The organism is Flavobacterium anseongense (genome assembly GCF_021608185.1).
Classification (GTDB): domain Bacteria; phylum Bacteroidota; class Bacteroidia; order Flavobacteriales; family Flavobacteriaceae; genus Flavobacterium; species Flavobacterium anseongense.
Genome location: NZ_JAKIHN010000045.1, coordinates 1 through 235 on the forward strand (window position 1 = coordinate 1; position 235 = coordinate 235).

1 protein-coding gene is annotated in these 235 nt (G+C 40.4%); it reads left to right on the forward strand.

The window, feature by feature from the left end:
* A partial coding sequence (locus tag L1S35_RS13290; protein ID WP_236401482.1) for a hypothetical protein occupies positions 1-235 on the forward strand: 235 nt, incomplete at both ends.

Genomic DNA, 235 nt, shown 5'->3' on the forward strand with positions numbered 1-235 from the left:
ACCAACGCAGACAGGTCCTGTAGGTTCTCCTACATGTGAATACACTCTAGCCACAATAAATTCTTATATTTATGCAAATAACAGCACTACTTATGGCGCTAATCGCTATGAGTTTTTGGTAGAGCGAATGAATGGTGCTACAGTTGAACAAACGGTAAGCGTTGCTACAACAGCACCTTATTTCAGATTGACCAATATTGTGGGTATTCCTTCAACGATGCAGGTTACTTATGGT